The organism is Microbulbifer sp. NBRC 101763, assembly GCF_040371615.1.
Lineage (GTDB): Bacteria > Pseudomonadota > Gammaproteobacteria > Pseudomonadales > Cellvibrionaceae > Microbulbifer > Microbulbifer variabilis.
This window is the reverse complement of the sequence record NZ_BAABQV010000006.1, coordinates 223,054-245,497: the sequence shown is the minus strand read 5'-3', so window position 1 is coordinate 245,497 and position 22,444 is coordinate 223,054. Positions and strand designations below refer to the sequence as shown.

General features: G+C 51.1%; 20 protein-coding genes. 7 read left to right on the top strand and 13 right to left on the bottom strand.

The genetic code is table 11. The features are described from left to right. Positions 1–34: 34 nt before the first annotated feature. Positions 35–349, bottom strand: coding sequence for a hypothetical protein (locus tag ABWV76_RS16345; RefSeq protein WP_020413370.1), 315 nt, complete (start codon positions 347–349; stop codon positions 35–37). Positions 350–598: 249 nt separating this feature from the next. Here ABWV76_RS16345 and ABWV76_RS16340 point away from each other — a divergent pair, with 249 nt between their 5' ends. The 3 genes from ABWV76_RS16340 (at position 599) to ABWV76_RS16330 (ending at position 3,060) form a co-directional block, all read left to right on the top strand. Next, positions 599–1,018: a hypothetical protein gene (locus ABWV76_RS16340; RefSeq protein WP_282952937.1), complete on the top strand. Its 420-nt coding sequence runs from the start codon at positions 599–601 to the stop codon at positions 1,016–1,018. Positions 1,019–1,226: 208 nt separating this feature from the next. Then, entirely contained in the window at positions 1,227–2,375 is a 1,149-nt protein-coding gene (locus tag ABWV76_RS16335) for a sigma-70 family RNA polymerase sigma factor (RefSeq protein WP_040628847.1), read from the top strand. A gap of 100 nt (positions 2,376–2,475) precedes the next feature. Then, positions 2,476–3,060 (top strand): acyloxyacyl hydrolase, encoded by a 585-nt coding sequence (locus tag ABWV76_RS16330; RefSeq protein ID WP_157533489.1) that lies wholly within the window; start codon positions 2,476–2,478, stop codon positions 3,058–3,060. A 22-nt stretch (positions 3,061–3,082) separates the two neighbouring features. On the opposite strand, the gene ABWV76_RS16325 is transcribed toward ABWV76_RS16330, so the two are convergent. Next, entirely contained in the window at positions 3,083–4,186 is a 1,104-nt protein-coding gene (locus ABWV76_RS16325) for a glycosyltransferase (protein ID WP_353376616.1), read from the bottom strand. 189 nt (positions 4,187–4,375) lie between these two features. On the opposite strand from ABWV76_RS16325, the gene ABWV76_RS16320 reads away from it, so the two are divergent. Continuing rightward, positions 4,376–5,266 (top strand): TraB/GumN family protein, encoded by an 891-nt coding sequence (locus tag ABWV76_RS16320; RefSeq protein WP_353376615.1) that lies wholly within the window; start codon positions 4,376–4,378, stop codon positions 5,264–5,266. Between the two features lie 266 nt (positions 5,267–5,532). Then, complete coding sequence (locus ABWV76_RS16315) at positions 5,533–6,843, top strand: OprO/OprP family phosphate-selective porin (protein ID WP_353376614.1); 1,311 nt, start codon at positions 5,533–5,535, stop codon at positions 6,841–6,843. A 57-nt stretch (positions 6,844–6,900) separates the two neighbouring features. Here the strand turns inward: ABWV76_RS16315 and ABWV76_RS16310 are convergent, their stop codons facing one another. Further along, positions 6,901–10,458, bottom strand: coding sequence for an indolepyruvate ferredoxin oxidoreductase family protein (locus tag ABWV76_RS16310; RefSeq protein WP_353376612.1), 3,558 nt, complete (start codon positions 10,456–10,458; stop codon positions 6,901–6,903). A gap of 277 nt (positions 10,459–10,735) precedes the next feature. Between ABWV76_RS16310 and ABWV76_RS16305 the strand changes: the two genes are divergently transcribed. Further along, positions 10,736–11,206 (top strand): Lrp/AsnC family transcriptional regulator, encoded by a 471-nt coding sequence (locus ABWV76_RS16305; RefSeq protein WP_020413378.1) that lies wholly within the window; start codon positions 10,736–10,738, stop codon positions 11,204–11,206. A 55-nt stretch (positions 11,207–11,261) separates the two neighbouring features. On the opposite strand, the gene ABWV76_RS16300 is transcribed toward ABWV76_RS16305, so the two are convergent. Further along, complete coding sequence (locus ABWV76_RS16300; protein WP_353376611.1) at positions 11,262–11,768, bottom strand: shikimate kinase; 507 nt, start codon at positions 11,766–11,768, stop codon at positions 11,262–11,264. 37 nt (positions 11,769–11,805) lie between these two features. Then, positions 11,806–12,528, bottom strand: coding sequence for an acyltransferase (locus ABWV76_RS16295; protein ID WP_353376610.1), 723 nt, complete (start codon positions 12,526–12,528; stop codon positions 11,806–11,808). A 107-nt stretch (positions 12,529–12,635) separates the two neighbouring features. Here ABWV76_RS16295 and ABWV76_RS16290 point away from each other — a divergent pair, with 107 nt between their 5' ends. Further along, positions 12,636–13,253 (top strand): class I SAM-dependent methyltransferase, encoded by a 618-nt coding sequence (locus tag ABWV76_RS16290; RefSeq protein WP_020413381.1) that lies wholly within the window; start codon positions 12,636–12,638, stop codon positions 13,251–13,253. Here the strand turns inward: ABWV76_RS16290 and ABWV76_RS16285 are convergent. From ABWV76_RS16285 to ABWV76_RS16250, 8 genes are all read right to left on the bottom strand, one after another. Further along, positions 13,182–14,288, bottom strand: a complete 1,107-nt coding sequence (locus ABWV76_RS16285) for a prenyltransferase/squalene oxidase repeat-containing protein (protein WP_353376755.1) — start codon at positions 14,286–14,288, stop codon at positions 13,182–13,184. The two genes, ABWV76_RS16290 and ABWV76_RS16285, sit on opposite strands and share 72 nt — an antisense overlap. A gap of 5 nt (positions 14,289–14,293) precedes the next feature. Continuing rightward, on the bottom strand, positions 14,294–15,046 hold the full coding sequence (locus ABWV76_RS16280; protein WP_020413383.1) for a class I SAM-dependent methyltransferase: 753 nt from the start codon (positions 15,044–15,046) through the stop codon (positions 14,294–14,296). After that, the gene (locus ABWV76_RS16275) at positions 15,046–16,389 is read right to left on the bottom strand and encodes a glycosyltransferase family 4 protein (protein WP_020413384.1); all 1,344 of its coding nucleotides are present in this window, start codon (positions 16,387–16,389) and stop codon (positions 15,046–15,048) included. The genes ABWV76_RS16280 and ABWV76_RS16275 overlap by 1 nt, the downstream gene beginning before the upstream one ends. A gap of 576 nt (positions 16,390–16,965) precedes the next feature. Beyond that, positions 16,966–18,351, bottom strand: a complete 1,386-nt coding sequence (locus ABWV76_RS16270; RefSeq protein WP_282952927.1) for a glutamine synthetase family protein — start codon at positions 18,349–18,351, stop codon at positions 16,966–16,968. Positions 18,352–18,475: 124 nt separating this feature from the next. Further along, positions 18,476–19,825 carry an aspartate aminotransferase family protein gene (locus ABWV76_RS16265; RefSeq protein ID WP_353376609.1) on the bottom strand — a complete coding sequence of 450 codons (1,350 nt, stop codon included), beginning with the start codon at positions 19,823–19,825 and terminating at the stop codon, positions 18,476–18,478. A 329-nt stretch (positions 19,826–20,154) separates the two neighbouring features. Beyond that, a complete protein-coding gene (locus tag ABWV76_RS16260) occupies positions 20,155–20,826 on the bottom strand; it encodes a GntR family transcriptional regulator (RefSeq protein ID WP_353376608.1) in 672 nt (223 codons plus the stop codon). Further along, complete coding sequence (locus ABWV76_RS16255) at positions 20,823–21,929, bottom strand: hypothetical protein (protein WP_353376607.1); 1,107 nt, start codon at positions 21,927–21,929, stop codon at positions 20,823–20,825. The genes ABWV76_RS16260 and ABWV76_RS16255 overlap by 4 nt, the downstream gene beginning before the upstream one ends. A 60-nt stretch (positions 21,930–21,989) precedes the next feature. After that, entirely contained in the window at positions 21,990–22,430 is a 441-nt protein-coding gene (locus ABWV76_RS16250) for a VOC family protein (protein WP_353376606.1), read from the bottom strand. Between the last annotated feature and the right edge of the window lie 14 nt (positions 22,431–22,444).

Below are 22,444 nucleotides of genomic sequence, written 5' to 3'. Positions count from 1 at the left end.
CTCGGTTTTTTTATGTCATAAATCAAGAAATTAATTAGCCCTTCCGCTGCCCTGGAGACTTCTTGTCCAGATCGCTATCCCGCTCTGTACCACCATGCTCAGGGGCATCTGCAAAAATATCCCCTTCAAACTCCATCATTTCATTACCCTCGAAAATCTCTGCTTTTTTATCTACCTTACCACTGCTGTCGAAGAGATTTTGCTGAGCTCCACCCTCGAGTGACTGACCTGCTACCAACTCCGTCGCTACCGCTAATGCCGCCCCCGAAACTGAAAGTCGCATGCCCTCATAACAAAAATAGGTGGCCACAAGGGCAAACAAGACTGCTGGAGTTACTAGACTTTTCATTTTCCAATCCTGGATAGCTTTAATTTATAAAATTTTTCCAATTGATAAATTAATACCCAGGATTTAGTTGATATGCCCCCCTGGATACCAAGTCAGATTTAGCCAATAGATCAATCAGACTTAAGAGTGAGGCTATTTTTCCACGCAGATTCAGGCAAAAGCGTGAAATATCGCACAAATTTCATTGTCCAGCCCTGCTGGGTCGGGCAGAATAACGCTAACACTAGGCAATAATATGAAATAAAGATTATGAAAGCGGTTCTTTGTTCTCTCGCTTTAATTTTATTGACCCCAATAGCGTATGCTAACTCCTTGACAAAACAGCTGGAAACCTGTTCTGCAATAGCAGTAGATGAAGATCGATTGGCTTGCTTCGATAGCCTCAGTGGATCCTTGGAACAGCAAGCAAAACAAAGCTTTGGCCAAGAACATAAAGCGACCCTTCAAGTTCCAGAGTACATCGAAGCCAAAATCGCCAAAATTCAAGATGACTCTTATGGTAAAAAAATTATTACGCTAGACAATGGCCAGATCTGGAAACAAAGCGGAAGTGCACGCATATTTTGGGGGGCTGGCGATCTAGTCACTGTAGAGCGTGCCATGCTCGGCTCTTTCTTTATGAAACAAGCAGACGGCGGTCGCAAAATGCGAGTAAAGCGGGTTAAATAACAACCTTTCTTGTCTAAAGGGCAGTAGCAGACCCTATCAGCTGCCCTTCCAACCTCAAAGAAGCCTGACAATTAGAACCTTCTAGTCATCGAAAGGAAGGCGCAATAATCAACTTTCATCTATGGTTAAGGTGAAATGGGCGCCACAGGCTGCCTGGAGAGACCAACCAGTACATATCGTTCACGCAGTCAACAGAAGGTTTGAGCACTTGTCCCGAGAAAATTTCTACTCAAGGGATGAAGACTGGCTGAAGGATACAGACAACGCCCTCTCCGATTCCTGCTCCAATGCAGATGATCGCGACCAGGCCACTGATGCCGGGCCCGATATCGAAGAGATTCATTCTGTTGGGGAGCCACTCTCTGAGAGTGGCACAACCCCCATGCAAAGCTACTTAAAGCACCTTTATCGACTCGAGCTGCTAACTCCTGAGGAGGAACACAGTACCACATGCATGCTCAGAGATCTGGAAGACAAACTCATTGTCATCCTACAGCAATACGGCACCGAGCTAGTGCAATTGCGCAGTGAAGGTGTAGAGCAACGGGGAAGTACAGGGGCCTATGATCATGGGCTGATCATAGAGCGCACAGAAGCCCTATTAGTCCTCGATCACCTACCACGCAGAGAGCGCAGTAGACTCAACGGCGTGCTAAAGCGCTTCCAAAAACAGCGCAAAAAGCTGATCCAGTGCAATCTGCGCCTGGTAATCGCCATTGCCAAGCGTTTTCGCAACCCATCGGTTCCTTTTATCGACCTTATCCAGGAAGGCAATGTCGGACTGATGAAAGCCATAGAGCGCTTTAAGCCACAAATGGGTTATCGCTTTTCCACCTATGCCTATTGGTGGATTCAACAGGAAATCCAGCTGGCCCTGCGCCGAAATGAGGACCTGGTTCGCCAACCTGCAAATGTCCAGGATGATCTGAGAGCGATCTACAGAGCGATAGGTGAAGTCCGTGCCCAAGGGCTTCCCGCATCCGATGAAAATCTCGCTACGCAAACCGGCTTGGACCTGGAGCGTATCCAAAGCCTACTAAAGCTGCCTGGGCCCACCGGCTCGTTAGATGACCCTGTTGCCGATGACCAAAGCAGCACGCGACTCGACTACGCGCCAGCCGACGAACTCTACAATACCGACGAGCTGGTAACCAACCAGGAGTTGGCCGAGCGATTGCGTGAAGCTGTCGCGCGACTACCTGCCAGACAGAGAACTGTTTTAAATCTTCGCTATGGGCTGGTATCCGATAGAGACTGCTCATTTCGAGTCATCGGCGAACAACTGGGATTAAGTCAGGAAAGGGCCAGACAACTGCATTCCGACGCACTTCGACAACTGAAGCGGCAATGGCGCTGAAAAAAAGGAAGAAGCCGGTGGCAAGCCTCATCATTGAAACTTGCCATCGCCATCTTTCCCTCTAGTCTTAATAAAGCTCAATTAGTTAACATCGGAAGTTATGCGTAAGCCAGTGGTTTCATGTATGTGCGGTAATACCCTTAAAAATTACGCACCTTTTTTTATTTATGGACTCTTAATTTCCCCTTTCACTTTTGCTGAGTCAGAATTTATTGCTAGCGCAGGAAAGGGGCTGGGCAGTGAGCTGATGCAAGTGCACTCCATCTCAGCCGCAGAAATGGCAGGCTTCAGCTATTCCTACCTGCTCGCATCATCCAATCTCGACAACAATTTTTGGGAATGGTGGGGGCAAGGTAGTTATTCCCACATGCGAATAAAATATCGCGACGAAAGCCAGCAACAAAATATATTTGAATTAAAGCCTCTACTGCGCTGGTACCCACGCAATGAACCTCGCGGCGGATTTGGAGAAGCTGGTGTAGGCGCATCCTATTTAAGTAACGATCATTTTGGCAGTATCAGAATGAGCACAAAATTAAACTTCGCACTGCATTTTGCTTTGGGCTATCGCTTCTCAGGTGGCCATACACTATCTTTACGCTATAGCCACTTCTCCAATGCCAGGACCAATACACCCAACCCCGGCTTCGACTTCGCATCTCTAAATGGGCACTTCAATTTTTAGTCAGGCCAAAAAAAATAGATTATCAAGGCCTATCCAGTAATTCATGGTAAAGGTTTACAGTTTGTTTAACTAAATCCTCATTATAAAAACTGTGAAATTCAATTTTTACTAAACGATCGGTTAAGGCTAAAGCAGCTTCAGATAAAGCTTCTACATTTTTGCGCTCTACGATTCCCTCCGGAAAACAATGGGCCAACACTTCCCCCGCACACGTATCCTTATAAGCAATCACTGGACATCCCATTGCAAGCGCTGCCATAGCATTCCTGCCGCATGGCTCATACGGGCGAGCAAGACTAACTAACACCTGGGAAGAGGCATACAGCTCGCGCATGTCCTGGCGAGCCCCAAGGAACAGCACGCGCCCTTCTAAACCCAGTTCTTGGGCATATAACTCCAGCTTGCGGATATAACGCAAATCATCCTTTTGTTGCTTGCCAATAACCAAGCCCATTATATCCTCACGACCTCGCACTGAATAAGCGAGTCCCTGTAGAAAAAAGCCTAACTCTCCTTCCAGGGATAAATCCCCCGAATACAGCCACCAGTTTTTTCCCTCCAGCTGAGGATAATTATTAAGAAGACGCAAATGCCATTGCCCTGAAATGGGTTTGCTACGATCAAATTCCTTAGCGCTAACTCCCCAAGGAATAACACTGGCCGGCGAGACCATCTTCTTTCCGTAGTGCGCCTGTAATTGATTAGCCACTCCAAGGGATGTGGCGATAACCCGCTCCCCGGCAATCACACCAGCATCTTGGCGACTGGGTGCACGATTGCTATCGACATGGGTTACCAAACCTGGACGATTTACATCATCCATACGCCGCCAAGCCCGCGAAGTCAATAAAGCGGCTAACCGTCCATGCACATGTATGATATCTGCTTGTAGCCCGGCCAAAATATGAGTAAGACGCCGTACAAGGGGTTGTGACCAGAGGGGCTTTTTATTCAAAGGCAGTTGAATATGCTGGATACCATGTAGCTTGAGACGAGCAACCAGCGCCCCACCTGCCGAGATCACAACAGGCTCATGCCCCTGTTGGCTCAACGCTTGTATAAAGTCCAATGCGGCCTTCCCTGCATCTCCAGGCTCTAACTCAGGCCAAACTTGTACAATTCTCAAAATGTTTACCGCGAAAATGGAACAAAGTCACTATTTTGACTCTCACTGATTTAGTTTCCCAGTAAATTCCGCACATGCCAACGGGAAAACCTACACATATGGCCAGTTTATCTTTGCCGTCACCTCCAGTATCAGCGCCTACTCCAGGGTGTTACTATTCTTTCGCTTAAACAAGATCAGGGACCAGCAATGATTCATCGTTACTTATCACAGCCGATAGCTCTCGCTCTCATATTATTTGTCGGTTTAGTAAATGCCGCAGAAACTGACCAAGGTATCTTCTGGAAGGCCACCAAAGAGAACCAGACTATCTATCTGCTGGGCTCAATCCACTTAGCTACAGAAGACTTCTACCCCATGCGCCCCCAAATTGAGCGCGCCTATGCCGAGAGCGATGCCATTGCAGTAGAAGCCGATATTCTCGCTGCGGAAGGCGATATGCTGCTACAGCAGAAAATCATGATGGAATCAGTCTACCAGGGTGAACGTAATCTACGTGACGACCTCCCCCCGGAAACGTACAAACAGCTACAGAAGTGGATACAAAAGCACAATATGCCGGAGGCTATGTTTATTCGCCAGCGCCCTGCAATTGCCATGATTTCCATGAGTATGGTCGAAATGCAGGCCCATGGCCTCAATCCTGAACTGGGTATAGATCGCCATTTTCTGCAAAAAGCCAAGAAAGATGACAAACCGGTCGTTGAACTCGAAGGGGTTTTACAGCAGTTCCAACTGTTAAATGGCCTGGACAACCCAGCTCTTCTGTTACAACAAACCCTTGAGCAGCTGGAAGATATATCCAGCTTCCTCCCCAAGCTCACCAAGGCTTGGAAGGACGGCGATGAGAAAACTCTCCACCACCTAATTATTCTTGACGGACTCAATGAAAACCCGGAATACAAACCGCTTTACGATACGCTGTTTTTCAAGCGCAATGAAAATATGGCGAAGCGAATCAGCTTAAAAGCGCCAAACCATTCATCCCTGTTTGTTATTGTTGGAGCAGGACACCTAGTTGGGGGGGGCAGCATCGTGGAGCTGCTCAAAGAGGACGGATACAAGCTGGACCGGATATAGCCCCCACCGGATAATAGTCGAGCTATTTGGTAGTACGAGACGATACTCCCTCCCAATAACCTTGCCGCCAGTTTCTTTTGGGCGGCAATCTTCTTCCCCCATTTCCCGCCAGGACAACAACTATTAACAGCAATCAGCTTTGCTTCATCTCGCGCGGGGGACATACAGAGAAAACCTAAGACTCCCTTACAACTGGTCCATGCACACTTGCTAAACTGCAACAACACGCCGCGGTCGCTAAGTACCGCTTTGATACGGAGCGTCATATGAAATGCTATGGCCTATGTTGCGCCTTAGCCTTTGCTTTTCTATCGCCCCCTGCTTTGGCAGACAAAGCCGAATCGAAAGGGGGGCTCAAAATTGTCTCCGACGACGGGAACTTTTCTGCGGAACTTGGAGGTCGCATCCATTTTGACACCTACCTCTTTGATAAAGATGATAGCTACTATGAAGACCTCATTCTCATTGACGACTTTGAAGAACCGGTAAATACCACAGATTTCCGTCGGGTACGCCTGGCAATGAAAGGAAAGCTATGGGAATGGGAATATAAGCTCGAACGGGACTTTGCCACTAGCGGTACCGCTGGGCTTAGAGATGTTTATTTGGCGACCGAAGTCTTCGATGGAAGGCTCCGAATAGGAAACTACAAACCGAACCGTTCCATTAATGAGCTTACGTCCTCCAACGAAATCACCATGATGGAACGCGCCTTTGCTACCGCTGCCGGCATCTATGACAACCGAGGCAGGCAGCAGGGCATCGGCTGGAATACCTACTGGTGCTGCCATACTTTTGGCTTTGATTTGATAAATTTGCGCAATCCTGGCGACCCCCGCAATTCAGGTGTTGGCGCCACAACCAGGTTTACCTGGGCTCCGATTGATGACTATAAAAGTACATTACATCTGGGTGCCTCGCTTAGTTATGAAGATGCCAATCAAAACACTCCTCCTCGGAGGGCCCTAGTCGAATATGCCGGCCGCCGCGGCCCAGAGCAATTAGTCGCATTGAGCCCAGGCGGAAACGCTTTCTTCTTTGGGGAATTTGGCGATGAGGAGTTTTATCTTGGGAAGCCAGAAGGTGATGTACTGATACTAGGTCTGGAACTGGCTGGTACTTACGGCCCTTTTTTTGCTCAATCGGAGTATGCTATTGGCAGATTCTCCGGTGACTTTTTCCTCTCCGAGTTCACTTTCGAAGAGTTTTTTGGTGCCCCACCCAACTTTTTTTGCGACCCACTTACTGGTTGTTTTATCGGTGACCAAAGTGTCCATACTTGGTATATCACTGGAAGCTGGGCAGTAACCGGGCAACACAAACCCTATAACTATAAGAAGGGTCTTTTTAAGTCAATTAAGCCCCGGCCTCCAGCTGGGGCTTTCGAAGTGACGGCCCGCTACGACACGATTGAAAATCGCGACATTCCCAATATGACGGTTCAAAATTTTGTCTTTGGATTTAATTATTATTTCAATCCCAAAGTGCGATTCATGTTAAATGTGACTCTAGGTAATGACCGCTTTACTGGAGATCAAACCCGACAATTTGCTGTTCGCATGCAGGGATATTGGTAATTATCAACGAGGGAGGCTCAACGGCAAGCCGTCAAACCGCCCAATGAGAATGAATAATTAACCAACCTGCTGGGCATTAGCAGGATCAAATACCTCCACTTCAGAGGCCCGTTTGATATCGCGCACCGGATTTTCGAAGCGAGTGAGAGCCACATCACGCTGTTGCCTGGCTTTCTCCAGATTGGCCTCTTTCACGTGGCCATAGCCTCGAATTTCCTCTGGATAGTTGAGTAAATCAATAGCTGCGGCGTGGTTCTGTGCATTCAGCTCACCCATTACCTTATCGACCAACTCCTCATATTCGCTAATTAAGGCACGCTCCATTCTGCGCTCGGCAGTGTAACCAAACACATCCAATACGGTACCACGCAGGAATTTTAATCTGGCCAGGACACCGAAGGCTTTAAACATCCATCCGCCAAACTTCATTTTGCGTGGGCGCCCCAATACCTTGTCAAAACGCGCCAGCAGGGGCGGGGCCAAGTTGAACTCCAACTCAATTTCGCCGCTGAAATTCTCCTGCAGGGATTGAGTAAAACGGCCATCGGTATATAAGCGCGCCACCTCGTATTCATCTTTATAGGCCAAGAGTTTGGCGTAATTACGCGCGACAATCTCTGCAAGCTTGAGATTGCCCGGCACTTTAAGAACTTCCGCTGCCTTCACCTTATCCACCAGGTTTTGGTAGCGCTGCGCCAGTTCAGTATTCTGGTAACCAGTGAGATGCTTTACCCGGTGAGCAACCACTTCTTCCAACCCCTGCGGTAAAGCAACAGGGACTTGGTCGTGAGCCAGTAGCTTGTTTAAGGTTTTGGAATCAGCAGCGGCAAGGCGACCAGCGGCAAAGCCCTGCAGGTTGCCCTCAACTGCAACACCATTCAGCTCAATAGCCTGTAACAACGACTCCTGAGAAAGCGGCAATAACCCTTTTTGCCAGGCAAAACCCAACATAAAGATATTTGCGGCCAGGGTATCCCCCAGTGCCAACTTGGTGAGCCTATGCGCCTCTACAGACTCCAACTCACAAACAGCATTACTCAAGGTGTCTAATACAGCCTGAGGCGAGTGTGCATCTTCACGACCCAAAACAGTAGCAGCGGTTGGACTCAGATGGGTATTTACCACTGCCCGACTATGGGTTTCATCCAGCTTAGCCAGACAGGCTGCGAGGTTGCCTGCGGCAATCAGGTCACAAGCCATCAGCGCGTCTGCTCGACCATCAGAAATACGAACAGCCTGCAACGCGTCAGGCTTTGCAGCAAAGCGGATATGGGAATAAACCGCCCCGCCCTTTTGCGCAAGGCCAGTCTGATCCAGGGTACTGCAGGCCTTACCTTCAATGTGGGCTGCCATTGCCAGCAAAGCACCGATAGTAACCACTCCGGTTCCACCTACACCGGTTACCAGGAAGTTAAACGGCTCACCCAGGGCGGGTAGTTGCGGTGCAGATAATTTATCCGCCTCAGTGCGTAACACATCGCCAACCCCGGCACCTTTGGCCAGGCGCCCACCTTTCACAGTAACAAACGATGGGCAAAAACCATTGATGCAGGAGAGGTCCTGATTGCAACCAGTCTGGTTTACCCGGCGTTTATCCCCCAGGGCAGTAGCAACTTTTTCTACCGCGATACAGCTGGATTGCTGCACGCAGTCACCACAGCCTTCACACACCAGCTCATTGATAAACGGGCGCCCCTCTGCCTGGGGTAACAGGCCGCGTTTGCGCTTGCGGCGCAGCTCAGTAGCGCAGGTTTGGTCGTAGATAATTACTGTACAACCTTCAACTTCGCGAAGCTCTTCCATAACCGCCGGCATATAATCGCGATGGCGGATCTCCACCTCGGCAGGGAAAGATAGAGCACCCTTATATTTATCCGGGTTATCCATCACCAGTACAACTTTCTGCACCCCCTCAGCCAATACCTGGCGACAGATCATATCCGGTGCCAGCTCTCCGTCATGGGGCTGGCCACCTGTCATAGCGACAGCGTCGTTAAACAGAATTTTGTAGGTGATATTTACCTTGGCTGCGACAGACGCCCGAATGGCCAAGATTCCTGAGTGAAAATAAGTGCCATCACCCAAGTTCACGAATACGTGCTTTTCACTGGTAAAAGGCGCCTGGCCTACCCAGTTGACGCCCTCGGCGCCCATCTGAGTAAAGGTAAAAGTCTCCCTATCGAGCCACTGGGCCATATAGTGACAGCCAATTCCCGCGAGAGCACGGCTACCTTCAGGCACTTTTGTTGAGCGGTTATGGGGGCAACCGGCGCAGAACATGGGCAAGCGTGAAACACTGGAGCCCGCCTGCTGGGAAATCCGCTGGGAAAGGGCATTGAGGCGCATCAGGCGATGGCGACCACGCTCACCCAACTTGTCGTCACCCAACACAAAGCCCAAAACCTGGGCAACAATCGCCGGTGAAAGCTCACCGTAAGCGGGCATCAGTGGCTGGTCATGTTCATCCACCTTACCGAGAATACGCGGGAAATTGGGATCTTTAACGTGGACGTTATACAGCTCCTCTTTAAGCTGCACTTCCATCAAGCTGCGCTTCTCCTCCAGCACTAGCAGGGTATCCAGGCCTCGAGCAAATTCCTGAATGCCAGGTACATCCAGCGGGTAAGTCATACCCACCTTGAGAATCCGAATTCCAAGCTGCTTAGCCTGGCCTTCATCAATCCCCATATCCTCAAAAGCCTGCATCAGGTCAAGATGGGCCTTGCCGGTAGTGACGATGCCGAGACTGGCCTCGGGATTTTCCAGCACAACTTTGTTCAGATTATTGGCACGGGCAAAAGCCAACGCTGCCGGACGCTTATAACGCCACAGGCGCTCCTCCTGCTCCAGGGGGTTATCCTGTTTGCGAATATTTAAGCCCCCCTCGGGGCGCTCGATTTCCGGATAGGTGAACTGCACACGCTGCGAGCCCACTTCTACCGTGGCAGAACTGTCCATATTTTCCGCCAGAGTGATCATCGCTACCCAGCAGCCACTGAAGCGGGACAACTCCAAGCCATAATGACCATAATCCAGTACCTCCTGCACAGTGGCGGGATTGAGCACTGGAATATGCATATCTACGAAAGCAAATTCAGATTGGCCCGGGTATGAAGATGACTTACAGCCGTGGTCGTCGCCGGCCACAATCAGGGCTCCACCCTTTGGAGAGGACCCTGCAGCATTCGCATGGCGGAAAGCATCACAGGAGCGGTCCACACCCGGTGTCTTTCCATACCAAATGCCACAGACGCCATCTACCTCAGCGCCTTCAAACAGACCCACTTGCTGGGAACCCCATACCGCAGTCGCAGCCAGCTCTTCATTGACGCCCGGCTGGAAACGAATATTGTGCTGCCCCAGTAGTTTTTTGGCGCGAGAAAGCTGCAAATCATAGCCACCCAGCGGTGATCCGCGGTAACCAGAGATAAAAGTCGCGGTATTGAGACCGCGGGATTGATCCATACGCATCTGGTCGATCGGCAGGCGCACCAACGCCTGGATGCCAGAGAGAAGCACACGGCCTTTAAGGGTGGTATAGCGATCGTCCAGGGATACTTGCTTCTTTACCTGGTTGTCCGCCGCGCGCTGGGGACTGGTTACGTTATCAGTCATACACCTAACTTCCGGTCGTTTATTCTTCTCGAAACTCGGTTCGAGTTTTAAGTCATTATTCTTCCGAATCGCCTCGTATCAGCAGTCGGATGCCTGGTTTGTGATGGGCCCACAGAATCCTTTGGCGGGCAATCACAAAAAGCATCCGCCCTGAGACGGATTGGTCAGGTCATACTAGTTCGTTAAGCGCAACAGAGCATTGCTTTATTTACGTAAATGTGCGTAAATTTGTGATGAAAATCTCGATCGATCAAATTTTTATAGGATAGGAGTCTTTATGAAGCGTTCGACAGACCTGGATGATTTTGACCGTAAGATTCTGCGAGCGCTGCAGGAGAACGCCGATTATTCCATGGCGGAGCTAGGAGACAAAGTCGGCCTCTCCCACACTCCCTGCTGGCGCCGGATCAAAAGGCTGGAGGCGGAAGGGATTATCCGTGGCCGGGTAACCCTGCTGGACCCCCGCAAGTTAGACCTGGGAGTGACAGTATACTGCTATGTCACTATCCACAACCATGACGAAGAATCCCTGAACAATTTTGAGTCTGCGGTCCAGGATGTCCAGGAAGTTGTAGAATGTTATTCAACCAGTGGTGACAAAGACTATGTTCTACGTGTTGTCGTGGACAGCGTGGAGCATTATGAGCAACTTCTAAAGCGCTCTCTGGTGCACCTGCCCAACGTGGCCTCGGTGAACTCTACTTTTGCCTTAAAGCAAGTGAAGTACACTACCCAGCTTCCCCTCTGAGGAAAGATATAAGTCAGAGCCCCAACAATCAAGGGGCTCTACTGCCGCTCTAGGGTTATCGTGGCAGTTGACTTAACAACCGATCCAAAGCCTGCTGCATGGTCAGACCGTCGCAGTCTACCGTAATGTCCGCATATTCCCGGTACAGAGCTTGGCGTTCAGTAAACAGAGCTTCAAAAGTCTGCCCCGGAGCCTTGGCAATCCCGCGACTTTCATAATTGTGAATACGGCGGCGCAACTCTTCAGCAGAGCACTCCAAGAACACGATTGTGCCAAGTTCTTTTAAATTGGCCATACCTTCGTCGCTATAGACAGCGCTGCCACCCGTAGCAATGACATGGCTGGGCAGATGGGCAGCCGCGATCACTTCTCCCTCAATAGCCCTCAAATTCAAATAGTCGCTTTCTGCCATGATCTCCTGCAGGGTTTTCCCCTCCCTGGCTTGGATCAGTACATCGGTATCGACAAAATCCAGAGCCAACTCCTTTGCCAGCAACACACCCAGGGTGCTCTTGCCTGCACCAGGCATACCAATCAGAACAATACTTTTTCTTTTTTTCATCAGTTCAAATGTTCGAGAATAAATCGTGCATACCTTTTTAATCCCCACGGCGAGGGAAAACTACCGAACGCAACCAACCTAAGACGCTGTTGCCCTTGAGCATCATCTTGTCAAGCTCATCCAGATTATGGGCCTGGCGAAAAGCATCGGCAAATAATGCCTCACGAGTAATCATTCGGCGTTTGGGATTAATACTTTTTACAGGCTTTGCAGGATTACCAGCAACTACAGTATTTGCCGGAACATCCTTGGTAACCACACTGCCTGCTCCAACCACCGAATTATCCCCAATACTCACCCCCTTACAAATCGTCGCACTATCACCAATCCAGACATTATTTCCCAAGCGGACTGGTGCAGTGCAGCGAAAAGGCCTGGTGCGATTATAGAGTCCATGCCAATCCGAATCCGAAATATATACATTCGCGGCAATCATACAGGCGTTGCCAATTTCTATGGACTGTGCAGCGGAAATACGCACACCCGGGGAAATCAGCACATAATCACCGATGGTGATAAATGCCTCGCCACCCTTATGGCCAAATGTCGTAAAGCGAATACATTTTTCTGCATTGGAAATTAAATGGGGATAATTACCAATACGGACATTACTGCCAAAAACATAGACCGAAGAGGGATCCATCACTTCAGGCTCGACCCCCATGGCATCAAATTGTGGCAGCAGAAAGTACTCAGTGCGCCAGTTGCGCCAACGCAACTGTAAACGCTTCATCCAATAGGGCCTATGGTCCTTGCGCATACATTAAATTCTGTTTGATTTAGCACTACATATAAAACAAATCGCAATTGCTTTTGTATAAGCAGCGGTTTAGTGTTTGGTCCACAAAAAATAGCAAGCGGTTACCCATGTCCATTAAATTATCTATCGATATTCGAGCTATCAAAGGATTTCTTGCTGCCCATGAAGGTGAAGCACTTTACCATCTGGCCGCGGAGGCCAGCGGCCTGGGGCCCTGCCTGGAGGTCGGCAGCTACTGCGGAAAATCGACAGTGTACCTAGCTACCGCCTGCAAACTCACAGACAATGTGGTCTTCGCTGTGGACCACCACCGCGGCTCGGAGGAGCATCAACCCGGCGAGGAGTACCACGACCCGGACCTTTTTGACGAAAGAGCCCAATTAATGGACAGCTTTCGCAATTTTCGCGCAAATATCCGTGCAGCTGAGCTCGAGGACTGGGTAGTTCCTGTCGTGGCACCCTCTGCTATCGCTGCACGCCACTGGAATACACCTCTCGGCTTGGTGTTTATTGACGGAGGCCACTCTTTGGAAGCTGCGATGACCGACTACCGCAGCTGGTCCCGCCATATTGTTCCCGGTGGCTACCTCGCCATCCACGATATATTCCCGGACCCGGCCGACGGCGGCCAGGCCCCTTACGATATTTACAAGCTAGCCCTGGCTTCCGCTCAGTTCGAGCTCGTCGAAACTGTAGACACCCTGGGTATCCTGAGACGTATTTGAAGACAGTTGTACCGATGTAAACAAACTACTCGCCGGCGTCAGGTCGGCGAGTGCATCCGCCGCCAACAACATAGCACCCACAGTCCAAGTAGTTTTCTCTTCCGGCCAAACTGCCTCATCCCGATAGACATAACCAGTCCAGTAACCGCCATCACTGTCCTGCCAGCGGTGAAGCCCCCGAAATATAATCTCAGCACGGGAACGCTGCCCTGCAGCCAATAGTGCCATTGTCAGCTCGCAAGATTCCGCCACAGTTACCCAGGGCTCATCATTAACACAGCGACAACCCAGTCCCGCCACGACAAACTCATCCCAACGCTGATGCAGGCGAGTGCGAGCAGCTTCTCCAGAAAAGGCCCCTGTTAACACAGGATAAAACCAATCCATGGAAAAGCGTGCCTTACTTTCCCAGGTTCGATCGAAACGTTCCGGCTTGTGCCGCAAAGCGTACCCCAAAGCCTGGCGCCCCTGCTCCCAACTGGGGCGGTCAACACGCAGCTCTCTGGCAATGTTGATGGCACATTCGAGGCTCTTAAAAACCGAAGAACAGCCAGTTATCAGGGCATCTTTCTTTGGCTCTCCCTCTGCATCCACCGCCCAGTGAACTTCCCCGTGCTCCGTCTGCAGTGCCAAAACAAAATCAATTGCACGCTCAACCATCTGCCAGTAGCGGCGCAAAAAGCCTTTGTCTCCGCTAATCAGATAAAAGTGCCAAATGCCGGTGGCCACATAGGCAACAAAATTTGTCTCACGGCGCTCACGATTATCAACAGCACCGTTTTTGTATGCCGCCCACCAGCTGCCATCGGCCAACTGAATATCTGCCAACCAGCGATAAGCTTTTTCTGCGGCGGCAAATTCACCTGCGATTGCCAAGCCCATGGCCGCCTCAACGTGATCCCAGGGATCGGCATAATGTCCCTTAAACCAGGGAATAGAGCCATCGGGCAGTTGCTGGGAGAGAATATAGGCAGCACTGTCACGGACAAACCCATCGGGAAAGAGGTTTGTGTTTTTTACCGGAGGAATAACCATCTCACTCACGAACTCGCCTCCCCCACCAAGCGCAAAGTCTCCGGCGCTTCCTGCTCAGCTTTGACAAAATAAAGCGCGATACTTTTACCTAACAGCGGATTCAGTATCTTTTCCGCGGCACGAGTAAGCATTGGCTGCTTCATCAAGTCCCAAACCAACAAGCGATGATAGGCTGCAACTAAGCGGGAGTCCGGCTGATTCCAGAACAGACACTTCAGCCACCAATACGGGGAGTGCAAAGCATGAGCCTTATGGCGCGCAAAATAGCGATGCCCCAAGGACTCAATACTTCCCCTCAGCTCTTTCTCACGGAATATACGAATATGGCCCCCCTCCACCTCATGGTATTCATCGCTCAGTTTCCAGCAGACCCACTCGGGGAAGTAAGATGGTACCGTGGCAGCAAAAATACCGGAGGGTTTCAAAACCCGATCGATTTCTGCTAGGACCGCTTTGTAATCCTCAATATGCTCCAATACCTCTGAACAAATCACCACATCGAAAGTGGCATCGGCAAAAGGTAGCCGCAGGCCATTGGCAACCCCAAGTAACAGGCGCCCTTTGGCATGCTCCGGGCTTTTAAAAGGCTCAGCCCGCTTACTGGCTGTACGCACATCATCAAGGCATAAATCTATGCCGAAGATATCCACTTCATCAGTAATCATCAGGTGAATGGAGTGGCGACCTTCGCCACACCCGAGATCCAGAACTTTTTGTCCTGGGCGAAGACTCAGGTGCTTCGGATCTACAGTAATCATCAAGCCGCCTCCGCACCGCTGACATCTGCGCCAACTATCTCATCTTCATGTCGACGCTGCACTGCAGATTCACCCAGTATTTCACGGTAATAAGCCACGAGGCTCGCAGCTGCCAGCCCCCATGAGAACTTATCCTCTATTCGTGCCCTACCCTTAGCACTCAGCTCAGCTTGAAGAGATATATCCGACAAAACCCGACCAAGGGCTTCACCCAATGCCTGGCTGTTACCAGCCGGCACCACTATGCCAGCATCCCCTACCACCTCTGGTAGCGCGCCACCGTCGCTGGAAACTACCGGTGCCCCACAGGCCATGGCTTCACCAGCAGGCAGTCCAAATCCTTCATATAAAGATGGGCAGGCTACCACTGTGGCACTGCGGTAATACCCGACTAATTCAGCATTGGAAATGCCAGAGACAAACTGCACTGCATTCTGCAAATCGAGCCGATGAAGCAGCTCCTCCGTTGCCCCCCCCTCCCGTAGCTTCCCCACCACCAACAACTCGAGACCGTTAAACCTCTGGCGCAAGCTGGCAAGTGCCAGCAATAACACCCCCAGTCCTTTGAGTGGCTGATCTGCTGAGGCAGTTGTCATAATTCTAAGTGGCAGGCGCTCAACACTTTCGCTGGGGCTGAATATTTCTGTGTCGATGCCGTTATAGATCAGGTTTATCTGTTCTGGCTTCACACCAAACTGCTCGATGATATCCCGCTCTGACTGGCGTGATACTGTCACAATATGGCGCAGCTTACGTGAAACCTTGATCTGCATTTTCAGGAAGTTATGCCAGCGACGCACCAGCAGGCGAAAACGCCAATCCGGCGCCGCATCCAACGCCAATTGGCGATCACGGGTAATGGGGTGATGGATAGTAGCTACGACAGGCAGCCCACTTTTTTCAATATCCAACAATCCATAACAAAGAGACTGGTTATCGTGCACTATGTCATAGTCACGGCCGTGTTTACGCAAGTATTTGGCCACGCGGCGACCAAAGGTGTAAGGCTCGGCAAAACCGCCGGTGAGTTTGCTCCACCACTCAAAAAAGTCCGCCCAGGAAAGCAGGTGTTTAGCCTTAAGAGCTCGCACCGGGTTCTCAACCTCATACAGGTTCAGTCCCGGCATCTTTATCAAATTTACCCGCTCATCCAACTCTGGATAGGGTTGGCCTGAGATAACATCCACAGAGTGGCCAGCATCAACCAATGCCTTACTCAGGTAGCGAAGGTAGATTCCCTGACCACCGCTATGTGGATTGCTGCGATAACCTAATAAACATATTTTTAGCGGCCGCGTCTTGCCAGCCATTGGACCGTCTGCACAATTTCCCAAGGCGGTCATAGATTCCCCATCTGCTTGTTCTGAGGCCCACCTATCTTTCACCAATCCGGTAACACCGCGTCGTGGAGCTATGTTACGTCGACTGATAAATCGGGGGCCTTACGCTAGTAAAGCGGAAGAATACACTGGCGTGGAAATGACTGCTAGGCAGAAGCTGTCCACACTATTGGCCAACCCGACTGCCATGTAGATTGACGAGCCAAACTGAAAGCCACATACAGCAATGCTTTCCCCCCAAAGAGTGAAAACAAACACGACTGGATTCAGGAGAGCCTATTCCATATCGACCCAATCTATGTATTGACAGTCACTCACTGATCATTGGGAAAAAGAACCGAAGGAAATCCTAAGCATCTGCGATGGTGTAATGGATAACTGAAGAAACGTTTTGCGAGGATAAAAAAATGCCCGCCAGAGGCGGGCCAGGTTTCTCGAACACACTTTCAGGAGGAGAGTTTCAAGCGCGTTACGCACTTAAATTTAGGTATAGCAGAGTATTACAGCTCTCCATCTGCCCTGTCGTAAAAGCCGTTCAGTATTCATACAATCGGTGCTGTATCACCTCTTAAGTCATCGCTAAACGCGGTGCAAATAGCTCTGGTACTCCACATCTGTAACCCGTGAACCAATTTCCACCTGCTCCTGACGCTTAAGTAACAGGAATAATTCAATAAAGCGTGGATCAAGGTACTCACGCCATAGCTGGCTCTGCTCAAAACGCTTGAGTGCGCCACTCCAGGTATTAACCAATTGCTCACTTTCAACTTGATAGGCGTCGCCTTCCACTGGAGCTGGTGGTTGCAGCTGGTTTTCCAGGCCATGACAGACGCCAACAAGAATTCCCGCCAGAACCAGATAGGGGTTTACGTCTGCTCCGGCAATGCGGTGCTCAATACGCCGAGCTTCGGGGTTACTTGCTGGAATCCGCAAGGTCGTCGTGCGGTTATCATAGCCCCAGCAAAGATTTAGCGGCGCATGTGAGCCCTCCTGGAAGCGACGATAAGAATTGCTATGCGGCGCGAAAAATGCCATCGCATCGTTTGCGGTTGCCAGCATACCAGCCGCCGCTTGGCGCAGCAGATCTGACCCCATCTCACTGCCGTCGTCAAAAACATTTTTTCCCGAACTGTCGATCAAGCTCATATGCACATGCATACCGTTACCGGCCTGATCCCCAAACGGCTTGGCCATAGTGCTCACCCGGAAACCATGGCTGCGGGCCACACCTTTCAACAGTCGCTTGAACAGTAGGGTCTGATCGGCAACCTTCACCGGATCAGCACTGTGCAACAAGTTAATTTCAAACTGACCTGGCGCGCACTCGGACAGTACAGAATCAGCCGGGATCCCCTGCTCTTCACAAGCAGCACGAACATCAGCAAAGAAGTGGCGCTGTGCATTCAGCTCAGACAAATCGTATACGTCTGTGGAAGGCACCAACTCAGCGTCGTTATCACTAACCGGGCGCGGTCGTGCCAGGTGATCCACCTCATCACGTAACAGGTAAAACTCCAACTCGGTGGCACAAACTGCGGTGTAACCAAGTTTTTTTAATCGATCCACCACTCGCTGCAACTGGGCGCGTGGATCTGCGTACAGTGCGCTCCCATCCGCCTCATGCAGTTGCATATGCAATTGGGCCGTCTCTTCTCTGTGCCATGGCGCCAGGCTGATCGGCGAAACCGGCAAGCAGACACCGTCGCTGTCTCCACTGGCGAAGACCAGGGGACTGTCTTCGATATCCCGCCCCCAGATGTCCAGGCTGACAGCGCTGCGCGGCATCTGCAGACTGCCTTTAAGCAGTTTTTCTGCCGCCTCGGCAGGCAGCCATTTGCCACGGGGCACACCGTTAATATCGAACATAAAGCCTTCAATCCACTTTAGGTCCGGGTGCTCTGCCAGGAATTTACGCGACTGCTCCAGCAGCTCTGGCTGGGCAGTGAATTCTTTTTCTTGAGACATAAGTTGCCTGAGGTAATCCAGTCAAACCGCAAAAGCGGCATTGAGCCACCACTCACATCCGCCACCGACAGACGATGAGGGGCGACCTAGGGCCGCTCTCATAAATAGATGCGATACCGCGAGTTTACGCCAGTGCTTTTGCGGTATCGTCCAGGGCGCGATGCGCCTTCTCCACCAACTCATCGACCTGCTCAGTGGTAATAATCAGCGGCGGCGCGATAACCATTGCATCGCCCACAGCACGCATTACCAAACCGTGCTTGATACTGAGATCACGACACACTGCGCCTGCGGTACAGTCGTCATCGAAGCGGGCACGGCTCGATTTATCTTTTACAAGCTCCAGTGCTCCAACCATACCCAGACTTCGGGCTTCACCGACAATCGGATGCTCTGCCAGCTCAGCCCAGCGCTTGGCCAGGTAAGGGCCTGTCACATCGCGCACATTCTCAATAATTTTTTCATTGCGCAGGATGTTAATTGTCGCCAATCCTGCCATACAAGCTGCCGGGTGCGCTGAGTAGGTGTAACCGTGAGTAAATTCACCACCCTTACTTTTAATCACGTCAGCAACACGATCACCCACCATGGTGCCGCCCAGCGGGAAGTAACCATTGGTTACTGCTTTGGCAAAAGTCATCAGATCGGGCTTGAGGCCGTAAAAATCTGCGCCAAACCACTCACCGGTGCGACCAAAGCCAAAAATCACTTCGTCCATCACCAGCAAGATATCGTACTGATCCAGCACCTTCTTCACTTCTGGCCAGTAGGTTTCCGGTGGGATTACTACACCACCAGCACCCTGTATAGGCTCTGCAATAAAAGCGGCAACTGTCTCAGGTCCGAGTTCCTGGATCTTTTCATCAAGGCTGCGCGCAGCATGAATGCCGAACTCTTCCGGGGACATATCGCCACCCTCGGCAAACCAGTAAGGCTGTTGCACATGCTCAATGTAGTCCAGCGGCTGAAACTGCTTATGCATACCACTCATACCACCGAGGCTAGCACCGGCAATGGTAGAGCCGTGATAGCCATTCTTACGGGAGATCACGATACGCTTCTCAGGTTTATCCTGAAGATCCCAGAAACGGCGAATCAGACGCAAGTTCGTATCGTTTGCTTCGGAGCCGGAGCCGGTAAAGAAAACGTTGCTCATATTGGCCGGGGTCACCTCCGCCAGAGCATCAGCCAGCTCAATAGAAGGCACAGTGGTGCACTGGAAGAAGCTGTTATAGAACGGCAGGGTATTCAACTGCTCATAGATGGCATCGCTAATTTCTTTACGGCTGTAACCCAGGTTACAACACCACAATCCAGACATACCGTCCAACATACGATTGCCATCGATATCAGTGATGTAGGCACCTTCAGCGCTGGTAATCACTCGGGTACCCTGCTGGCCCAGATCGTTGAAGTCCGTAAAGGGGTGCAGCAGGTGCTCGCGGTCGTGTTGTTGCAGCTCACTCTTGTTCATATTTCGCTCCTGGCTTTTGCTCTGGGGCTTTCCCGCCGCTCCGGACAATCAGCCTCTGCTTGTCGGGCGGAGGTTTTCCCGCAATCTGTCACCCGCCCTGCTCAATGGGTATCACAAGGCGAATTATTACTACCAAATTTGTGATCACATTTTAGTAGCGAGACTCACAGAAGCGCAAGATCTATCTATGCCTCACAGCAACCTTAAGGTCGAATGAGGCCAAGTGGGCAAACTGAGGGAAAGCTAAAACCAGATGGTCATTTTGTTTGGGCGACGTCTCCTGCCACGCGCGGTTTGATGTACAGCGGGTTAACAGTCACGGCGGCTTGCTAGAGCAACTCCTCAGCGGAGATTGAGCCGAGCCCCTCTTCTATATCCTGGCGAATGGCGCGGCGAATCCTCTCTACACTTCTGTCTGCAATGGCATCCAACAAATCCTCGTGGCGATCCGGCAGCTCCTGAACACCAAAGCGCTGAAATACAAGATGCTGAAGAGGCGCTGTCTGCAGCCATAAGCTCTCGATCAACGAGAGAATGATATGCGGCCGCCCCATGCGATAGAGAGTAAAGTGAAAATCGAGATTAGCAGTGACATACTGCTCAATATCCTTTTGTTCGAGGGCAGCCGTCACCCGCGCATCCAGGGCTCGTAGCTGCTGCAGTTCTTCCTCCTGTACAAACGGCAGGGCCTGCTCTGCAGCCTGGCACTCAAGCGCAACACGCGCCGCACAGATCTCATCGAGCTTCTCAGGAGTCATTGTCGGTACCGTGACACGACGGGTATCGGATAACTCCAAGGCCCGCTCAGAAGTCAGGCGCCGTAAGGCTTCACGCACCGGCATAGGGCTGCAATCCAGCTCCGCAGCCAAGCCGCGAATGGTAATCGCATGCCCCGGCAAAAATTTGCCACGTAAAATAGCATCTCGCACCTGGAAATAGACTCTCTCCTGAGTGGTGCGAAACTCTTCCTGCGGATGATTAAACTCCAGCGCCATGTTCATGCGGCCCTGACCTGATGTAACTTGTGCGGAATATCATCGAAGCCAACCTCTATGAGGTGGTCCGCTGCACGGCCACTCTGCCAGACTTCATGGAAATCATCGGCAACCCATTTGCTCAGTTCCACAACCTTCTTCCAATAGCGAATCCGTTCCTCGCGGCCCATCTTATAAAAATCATTACGATCAGGGATTTTGCCATAGGGCAGCTTCGCCACGAATGCAGGAGAAGGTGCCACCAACAGTGTCGATGACATAGCATCACCTCGCACACGACGCCAGGAAAGCCCTTTATCAAACCAGCCCGGCACCATAAACGGGAAAAAGTGCGGGTAGAGCACCAAACCCTGGGGGTGACTGAAACGTAAATCAAAATGGTAGTCGGTGATACCACCATCACGATAATTTCCCTGTGGAGCACCAGCGGGGTTGCGAACTCCCGCCATCACCAATGGAATAGAACCACTCGCCAGGACCGCTGCACAAACATTGTCCGCGGATAGCGCCGTATCCACCGTACTCAGGTTGCCAAACCGTACTGCGGCATCACGGCCAGAGTGAAAAACCACCCGTTCCCAAAAAGCGCTCAGGCTGTGCCTGGAGAGCGCGTTGGCCATGGCCGATGCAAACAACGCCGGGGCCAGGAAGGCGCGCTTTTCACTAGCCAGGGGACCGCGGCCACGCACAGTGACAAAATGGCTGTGCCACAGCGGGTTGCCTGCTACTTCGCCTGCACCATTTTCACCTAAAACATTGAGCAGGATTTGCTCCCCGGCAGCAGTGATCTCCGCCGGTGTCGGTTTGTCTGAGGCATAACTCTGATGGATATAACCATATTCCAAGCACTCCAGGGCCTCCAATGGCTCCGCCATGGCGTAACACATATTGCGAAAGCTACCGATTGAAGACCCCAGTGTCGCGATAGGATCACGACGCCCCTTAAAAAATTCCCCCATCAGTACCCGGTCCAACTGGCTGATGACCAGCCACTTGGGGCCTCCTGAGGCCCCCACCAGGGTGGAAAACTGTTCCTGGCGTAAGCCCTCCTCACGAATCTGGTGCGCCGCATTTGCGCCGGCCAATAATATGCAACTGGTATTCTTCACAAAGCGTCTCTTAAGGTATCCATTCAGGCGGAAGTGTACCGGGTTTGAATCCTGAGGGGATCACCACTCTCCGGTATTCTCCATTGATTGCCAGGGTTCCTGAGGCGCCAACGGCTGTCCATTTTGTAGTAGCTCTATCGAGATACCATCTGGAGAGCGAAAAAATGCCATATGTCCATCACGGGGAGGCCGGTTGATAGTCACGCCCGCATCCATCATCCGCTGGCAAACGGCATAGATATCATTAACTCCGTAAGCCAAATGGCCAAAATTGCGCCCGCCACCATAGGATTCCGGATCCCAGTTGTAGGTAAGCTCCAGCATAGGGGCCTTATTTTCCCTTGCGGCATCTACATCTTCCGGTGCAGCCAGATACACCAAAGTAAAGCGACCTTTGTCGTAATCGTTACGCGTTACAAGCTGTAGCCCTAACTTTTCACAGTAAAATTTTAAAGATTCTTCCAAGTCGGCCACGCGGACCATTGTATGCAGATACCTCACCCTCTACTCCTTCC